Annotated in this window: 8 protein-coding genes; 1 reads left to right on the top strand and 7 read right to left on the bottom strand. The window is 35.3% G+C overall.

The genetic code is table 11. The annotated features are described in order from the left end of the window. Positions 1–177: 177 nt before the first annotated feature. The gene (locus KI356_RS19150) at positions 178–495 is read left to right on the top strand and encodes a metal-sulfur cluster assembly factor (RefSeq protein ID WP_002124161.1); all 318 of its coding nucleotides are present in this window, start codon (positions 178–180) and stop codon (positions 493–495) included. Positions 496–538: 43 nt separating this feature from the next. Here the strand turns inward: KI356_RS19150 and KI356_RS19145 are convergent, their stop codons facing one another. From KI356_RS19145 to KI356_RS19115, 7 genes are all read right to left on the bottom strand, one after another. Further along, complete coding sequence (locus KI356_RS19145; RefSeq protein ID WP_212936148.1) at positions 539–2,188, bottom strand: M4 family metallopeptidase; 1,650 nt, start codon at positions 2,186–2,188, stop codon at positions 539–541. A 207-nt stretch (positions 2,189–2,395) separates the two neighbouring features. Further along, the gene (locus KI356_RS19140) at positions 2,396–3,094 is read right to left on the bottom strand and encodes a pirin family protein (protein WP_128281908.1); all 699 of its coding nucleotides are present in this window, start codon (positions 3,092–3,094) and stop codon (positions 2,396–2,398) included. Positions 3,095–3,145: 51 nt separating this feature from the next. Beyond that, positions 3,146–3,556, bottom strand: coding sequence for a MarR family winged helix-turn-helix transcriptional regulator (locus KI356_RS19135; RefSeq protein ID WP_212936147.1), 411 nt, complete (start codon positions 3,554–3,556; stop codon positions 3,146–3,148). A 113-nt stretch (positions 3,557–3,669) separates the two neighbouring features. Further along, positions 3,670–4,104, bottom strand: a complete 435-nt coding sequence (locus tag KI356_RS19130; RefSeq protein ID WP_002124156.1) for a DUF3920 family protein — start codon at positions 4,102–4,104, stop codon at positions 3,670–3,672. Positions 4,105–4,241: 137 nt separating this feature from the next. Then, a complete protein-coding gene (gene uptA / locus KI356_RS19125) occupies positions 4,242–4,835 on the bottom strand; it encodes an undecaprenyl phosphate transporter UptA (RefSeq protein ID WP_002112738.1) in 594 nt (197 codons plus the stop codon). An 81-nt stretch (positions 4,836–4,916) separates the two neighbouring features. Continuing rightward, on the bottom strand, positions 4,917–6,116 hold the full coding sequence (locus tag KI356_RS19120; protein ID WP_016135973.1) for a cation:proton antiporter: 1,200 nt from the start codon (positions 6,114–6,116) through the stop codon (positions 4,917–4,919). Beyond that, the gene (locus tag KI356_RS19115) at positions 6,117–6,614 is read right to left on the bottom strand and encodes a cation:proton antiporter regulatory subunit (protein ID WP_002124154.1); all 498 of its coding nucleotides are present in this window, start codon (positions 6,612–6,614) and stop codon (positions 6,117–6,119) included. Positions 6,615–6,618 lie beyond the last annotated feature (4 nt).

Here is a 6,618-nt window from a genome sequence, read left to right as displayed (position 1 = left end):
AAAATTCAGGTGGAGCAAAGAAGTTAGGTGGGAGATCAACTGCCCGTAAACGCCCGATTGGTGAAGGCTAATAATCAGTGGGGGATGAACAAAACCCCCACTGATTAAAGTTTCACTTTATCCCGCATATCCTTTATAATGAGAATCGATATCATTAATATTTAGGGGGTGCTACACATGTCACAACAAGCATTTGAAGAAAAGTTATATGCCAACTTAGAAGCTGTTATTGACCCTGAATTAGGTGTTGATATTATCAACCTCGGATTAGTTTATGACGTTACAGCAGATGAAAATAATAATGCTGTCATTACAATGACAATGACTTCTATCGGTTGTCCCATGGCTGGGCAAATCGTATCAGACGTTAAAAAAATATTATCAACGAACGTACCCGAAGTAAATGAAATAGAAGTAAACGTTGTATGGAATCCGCCATGGACAAAAGAACGTATGTCACGCATGGCAAAAATCGCATTAGGTATTCGTGACTAAATAGGGAAAAGACCTGACAAGCCAGTCAGGTCTTTTTCTCTTATTATTTTACTCCTACAGCATCATAAGCTTTCGTTACGGCTTGTACAGCTTTAGAGTTTTTACCATATAAATCTTCTGCTGATTGAAGTGCAGCTTGACGCATCATTTTAAAGTCAGAGTTTGCAGTTAAATATTTTGTAAGAGCACGGTAGTAAATTTTTTCTGTTGCTTCACGGCCCACTCCAGTTACTTTCACATTGTAATGCGTACCACCATCAGATACTAAATACGCAGCTTTATTGTTAATACTACTGTTAATATGAACGCCGCCATTATCAGCTGTTCCAGTATAGCGTTTATTGTAATGATCTGGGTAACCTTCACCTGGTTTTAATGGGTTTGGAATAGATGCTGGATCTTTCAGTGAACGAAGTGCATCACCAGGTTTTCCAGGTGTATAAATGTCAGCACCTAAATCCCAACTCTTCTTCTCAACCATGACACCCATAATATCAGATAACGATTCATTTAACGCACCTGACTCATTTTTATAAACAAGATTTGCTGTATGTTCAGTTACAGCATGCGTTAATTCATGACCGATAACATCTAGTCCAGCAGATAATGGAATGAATGTCTTTCCATCGCCATCACCATACATCATCTGAACACCGTTCCAAGCTGCGTTATTCCAAGATTCACCTACGTGAACAGTAGAAATAAGTCTCGCACCTTTATCATCGAAAGAGTTACGGTTAAATGTCTTTTTATAGTAATCATATACTTTTCCTGCATTCACATGCGCATCAACTGCCGCTTTATCTTCGAAGAACTTAGATTTACTTGCAATTTCTTCTCCTGTATATCCAAGAATTTGTGAGAATAAATTAAACCAGTTTTCATCCATATTCTCTGCATCAAATGTATGGACACCTTGCCCTCTTGTACCATCAAATAAGTTGAACGCTCCTGTTTTCGTATCTTGAGCAATTTCAAATGATTGTCTAGCGCCTAATACTCCGTAACCAAATCCAGTAATGTTATCTACAGCATTATATTTCTCAATAACATTTCCATTTGTTGCATCAACAAAGTAATGCCAATATCCTGGAGCTGGTTTTGAAACCGATGCTTTTACAAGATATGCAAGATAGTATTGACCATCTTTTTCATACACATATAAATCTTTTTTCACACCATCATAATTCTTTACCTTACCAATTTCTTTCTCAATATTAGCTTTTGCAATCGTTTCTGCTTGTTCCGCACTAATACTTGCAGATGCAGGAATATTTTTATCATCTAAACTCGGAATAACTTGTCCGAAAAATGCTTTTACATTGTTCTCTTTATCAAGAGTAACCGTTTGATCTGAACCATACACAGGAATGTTATTATGCTTCTCAACTAACTTCACATGTGTTGTACCAGAATCAGCATCTTTTTCTTCACCAACGATATTGAAATGTTTGTCAATATTTCCCGCTAGTTTAAACATATCCTTTTTACTCTCTAAATATTGAAAGACCGTCTCTTTTTTATCTAATCCTTCCGGCGCTTTCCATTCTTCACCTATGTAAGCTGGCGTTTTAAACTCTTGGTGATACTGGATTTTTTGCTCTTCTGCTTTCGTCGTAGTTGCTCCAAATGCCCCAAACCCACTTGCGATAACAGTTAATGCTAATGCTGATGAAATTACTTGCTTTTTCAATCTAACACTCCCCATTCCCCTAAAAGTTTTTAACACTTTTATAAAATTCTGAATAACTCTCCTGATACCTGCTTCCAAAAATTGAGAAAGTTTTTTCTGTTAATTTAACTCACACAAAAAAGGATATCGTTTCCGATATCCTTTTTCCCCATAACTTTTCATCCCACTATTCACATACATAAAACTACCATGGGTTAAAGTTTCACTTTATTCCATTTTCATTTCAATCGCTAAGTAGTGAGAGTTTTCTTTCGCTTGAATGCGAATATCTTCTTCTACAGCCTCCGCTGCATCACGCATTACGAGTGTTTCACCATTCACAACACTGCTACCTTCAATTTGTACAAGGTATAATTGACGTCCTTCTTGAACAGGAAACTGAATTTCTTTACCAGCCTCTAATGATAAAGAATATAAATTTGCATCTTGGTGAATATGAATTGGTGCATCTCCATCAGAAGGAGATACCATATGGAACCACTCATTTTCACGTTTACTCCAATCAAATTTAAACTCACCATAGTTCGGTTTATGACCATCACGGTCCGGCAAAATCCAAATTTGCAATAAACGTAATGTTTCATTTCCTAAGTTATGCTCACTGTGAAATACACCAGTACCTGCACTCATATATTGAACATGCCCACGCTCAATTGTTCCTCGGTTCCCCATACTATCTTCATGTGTTAATTCACCATCTATAACGTAAGAGATAATCTCCATATCACGGTGCGGATGCATATCAAAACCAGTTTGTGCGGCTATTAAATCATCATTCATAACACGTACTGCTCCAAAATTCATATTGTTTGGATTATAATAATTTGCAAAAGAAAAATGAAAATGTGTATTTAACCACCCGTGATTTGCTCTTCCCATATTTTTATGATCAACTTTTCTAAACATATCCTTCACCTCATATTATCTCGAAATCGAGATAATTATTTTTAATTTTTATCACTGTAACTTCTTCAGTAATTCTAATAATTGTTTTTGTTCTTCTCTATTTAACTTATCAAATTGTTCTGCTTGAAATGTTTCTTGCGGCGGGACTATTTCTTCATATAGAACCTTTCCCTCTTCTGTTAATGAAATATATTTCGTGGTACCTTCTTGTTCACGCTGAATCCAATCGAGTTGCTCCATCTTATTTAAAAGTTGAGTAACATTTCCTTTCGTAACAAACAACTTATTTCCAAGCTCTTGCTGCGTTAAACGATCGTGTCCCCCAATTTGAACTAATACATCAAACTGAGCGGCAGATATATTCCACTTTTTCAAATGCTGATTCGTCTCACGAATACTTCTATTATAAAAGCGTGATAAACGAAACCATAATAGTAATCCAAGTCTTTCCTCTGCTTTCATTCCATCACCTCGCTCATTTGATACTATTAGTTTAGAACTAAACTTAATAAAGGTCAACTACTTATTTTTTATTAGCAACAAATAAAAGCACAGTGATTTTTCTCCACTATGCTTCAGATTAAATTTCTATTTTTATATTCATCTAGCTTCCTCTCCGCGAAATGCCTCGCATCTTTCTCTATCCATCTTTCTTCGTATAGTTCATTTCCAACATATAGTACATCGTCCTTATGCTGCATCGCATGCCTGAATTCATGCAATAGCGTTTTGAGTACTTGCTCATACTCTTCCCACATACAAACGAAAATTAATTGTTTTTCTTTATGATAAAAACCACCTACCGGGAATAAAAACTCCTCTTCTTCTTCTCCTAATGATAAAAGTACATCATTCGCATCACACGTATCACAAAAAACAACTGGCGTTGCACTTACTTCAATGAGAGAAAACAAATCATTTCTTAACTTTTTGACATCCCAAGGAAGCTCCGAATCCAACACATACCAATTCTCCACCTGTTGATATACATTTTGAAACTGGAGTTCCATTTCTCTTTATTCCCCTTTCCAAGCTTTCTTTTTCTATATATATGCCACAATATGGTAAATATTAAACATACTCTTTCACCCTTTAAAAAATGACAATAAAAAAAGAATCTATGTCAGCATAGATTCTTTTTCCATAATCACTTTTTTTTCATCATTTTTTTTAATATAAAATAACCAATTGCACAAACAATAGCAGCAAGTGCAAAGTATTTCACATATGGCCCAGCTACTTTATTAATACTTTCCCACTCTGATCCTAATTTAAATCCTAAATATACAAACACAATTGACCATGGAATAACAGCTAGTGTAGTTAGCGTAATAAACTTAGCGTGCGACATTTTCGCAATACCCGCTGGTATCGAAATAGCATGACGCACAACAGGAATAAAACGCGCTGTAAAAATAACACCAGTTCCGTAACGATTAAACCACGCTTCAGCATAATCAATATGTTTCTTCTGAATCAAAATATATTTTCCATATCGCTCAAGAACAGGTCTTCCTCCGTATCGACCGATCCAATAAATGAATAGTTGTGCGATTACACCACCAATTGTACCGAACGCGACAGCACCCCAAAATGTAATGCTTCCTGTTGATACTAAATAACCTGCATAAGATAATACGATTTCACTTGGGATAACCTCTAGCATTAATCCAAGCATAATTCCCCAATAACCAAGTCCTTCTAGAAAAACTAAAACTGAATGAATCAACTCTCCTAACATCATTTACCTCTCTTTACTGTTTTCATTGCAAAAAATAAAAGTACAAGCAGTAAATATCTTGTACTTTTATTTTTTTAAAATTTATCTAGTCTTCGTATCCCACTTAAAGATTTTATTTAAGAATTTATATACATTCTTTGACTCCTTTGTCAGAAGCGGGCCTAAAATAGATAGTATAAGCACATATAATGCTGAGAATGGTTTCAATACTGACATTAAACCACCCGCGATACCAATGTTGGCCATAATGATAGAGAATTCTCCCCTTGAAACAATTGTTAATCCAATATTTGTTGATGCTTTATGAGATAGTCCAGCTTGTCGTCCTGCAATCATCCCTGCTACAAAGTTACCAATTATAGTAAGAAGTACAGCACCTAACGTTAACCATATTGCTCCGCCTAATGAAAACGGATCTATACTTAATCCGAAACTGAAGAAGAAAATTGCTCCGAAAAAGTCTCTAAATGGAACAACAAGATGTTCAATTCGGTCACTATGCTCTGTCTCAGAGAAAACTAATCCTAAAAGAAGTGCTCCGATTGCTTCTGCAACGTGAATTGTTTCCGAGAAACCTGCAATAAAGAATAACGAAGCAAATACTACAATAATAAAGATTTCATCTGAACTAATATTCAGCAACTTATTTAATAACGGTGTTGCCTTTCTAGCAACAATAAAGAATAGAAGCATATATCCTAAAGCGATTCCAATTGAAGTAAGAGCACCTAAGAAGGAAGCGTGATCACCAAGAACTAAGCCAGAAACTACTGATAAATATACGGCAAGGAATATATCTTCAAACATAATAATTCCTAAAATTAATTCGGTTTCATTATTACCAGTTCTTCTTAAATCCACTAACACTTTAGCAACGATAGCGCTAGAAGAAATCGTAATAATACCCGCAATAATTAAGATTTCAAGTAACGGGAATCCCATTATAAATCCGTATAATAATCCTAGTGAAAAGTTAATCAAAATATAGATTGTTCCACCAATCGCAATAGAACGCCCCGATTTAATTAACTTTTTCATTGAAAACTCTAATCCTAGATAGAACAGAAGGAACAGAACTCCAATCCTTCCAAGGAAGGAAATTACACTTGCACTTTCAATAAATTTAAGATCGATAACACCTATTGTCGGCGCATGCGGTCCTACTAACATACCAAGAACGATTAGAAAAGGAATTACTGAGAATTTAAACTTTCCAGCGATTACTGCCGCAATTGCTACTAAAACTAAAGCTGTACCAACTTCAAAAATTAAAGTATCCATCTAGTCAGTCCCCCTATTCGAAAGTAACTCATTAATAATTTTTTTAATTTCTTCTCTCTCACCCGAAACTACAAGCATATCTCCTTCTTCAATTACTGTTTCTGGTCCTGGATTAAATAGCTTTTTCATATTCTTTTTCATAACTGCAATTATCGTTACGCTATATGTTTTTCTTATTTCAAGATCGCCAATTGTTTTTCCGATTGCTGGAGCGTTATTTTCCACTTTGAACCACTCAATCGCTAAACCTTCAAAGACCATTTCAACATTTTCTAATGCTCTAGGCTTATATACCATTCCACCTAATATTGCTGCAATTTGTCTTGCCTCTGAGTCACGTAGTGAAATACTTGAGATGCTTTCTTCATGATCTGAATCAAAATGATACATTTCTCTACGCCCATCATCATGAATGACAATCACCATTTTTTCGTTACCTTTCGTAACAATCTGAAACTTATAACCAATACCTGGAAGTTCACTTTCTCTAATATTCATATTT

The sequence above is a fragment of the Bacillus hominis genome (assembly GCF_018332515.1).
Classification (GTDB): Bacteria; Bacillota; Bacilli; order Bacillales; family Bacillaceae_G; genus Bacillus_A; species Bacillus_A hominis.
Note: the sequence above shows the minus strand (reverse complement) of the source record. Positions and strands in the feature narration are given on the sequence as shown.

Excerpts from the sequence above, each read along its gene's own strand:
- KI356_RS19140 (WP_128281908.1), bottom strand. The coding sequence starts at position 3,094 with ATGTTTAGAAAAGTTGATCATAAAAATATGGGAAGAGCAAATCACGGG.
- KI356_RS19115 (WP_002124154.1), bottom strand. The coding sequence starts at position 6,614 with ATGAATATTAGAGAAAGTGAACTTCCAGGTATTGGTTATAAGTTTCAG.
- KI356_RS19120 (WP_016135973.1), bottom strand. The coding sequence starts at position 6,116 with ATGGATACTTTAATTTTTGAAGTTGGTACAGCTTTAGTTTTAGTAGCA.
- KI356_RS19150 (WP_002124161.1), top strand. The coding sequence starts at position 178 with ATGTCACAACAAGCATTTGAAGAAAAGTTATATGCCAACTTAGAAGCT.
- KI356_RS19135 (WP_212936147.1), bottom strand. The coding sequence starts at position 3,556 with ATGAAAGCAGAGGAAAGACTTGGATTACTATTATGGTTTCGTTTATCA.
- uptA (WP_002112738.1), bottom strand. The coding sequence starts at position 4,835 with ATGTTAGGAGAGTTGATTCATTCAGTTTTAGTTTTTCTAGAAGGACTT.
- KI356_RS19130 (WP_002124156.1), bottom strand. The coding sequence starts at position 4,104 with ATGGAACTCCAGTTTCAAAATGTATATCAACAGGTGGAGAATTGGTAT.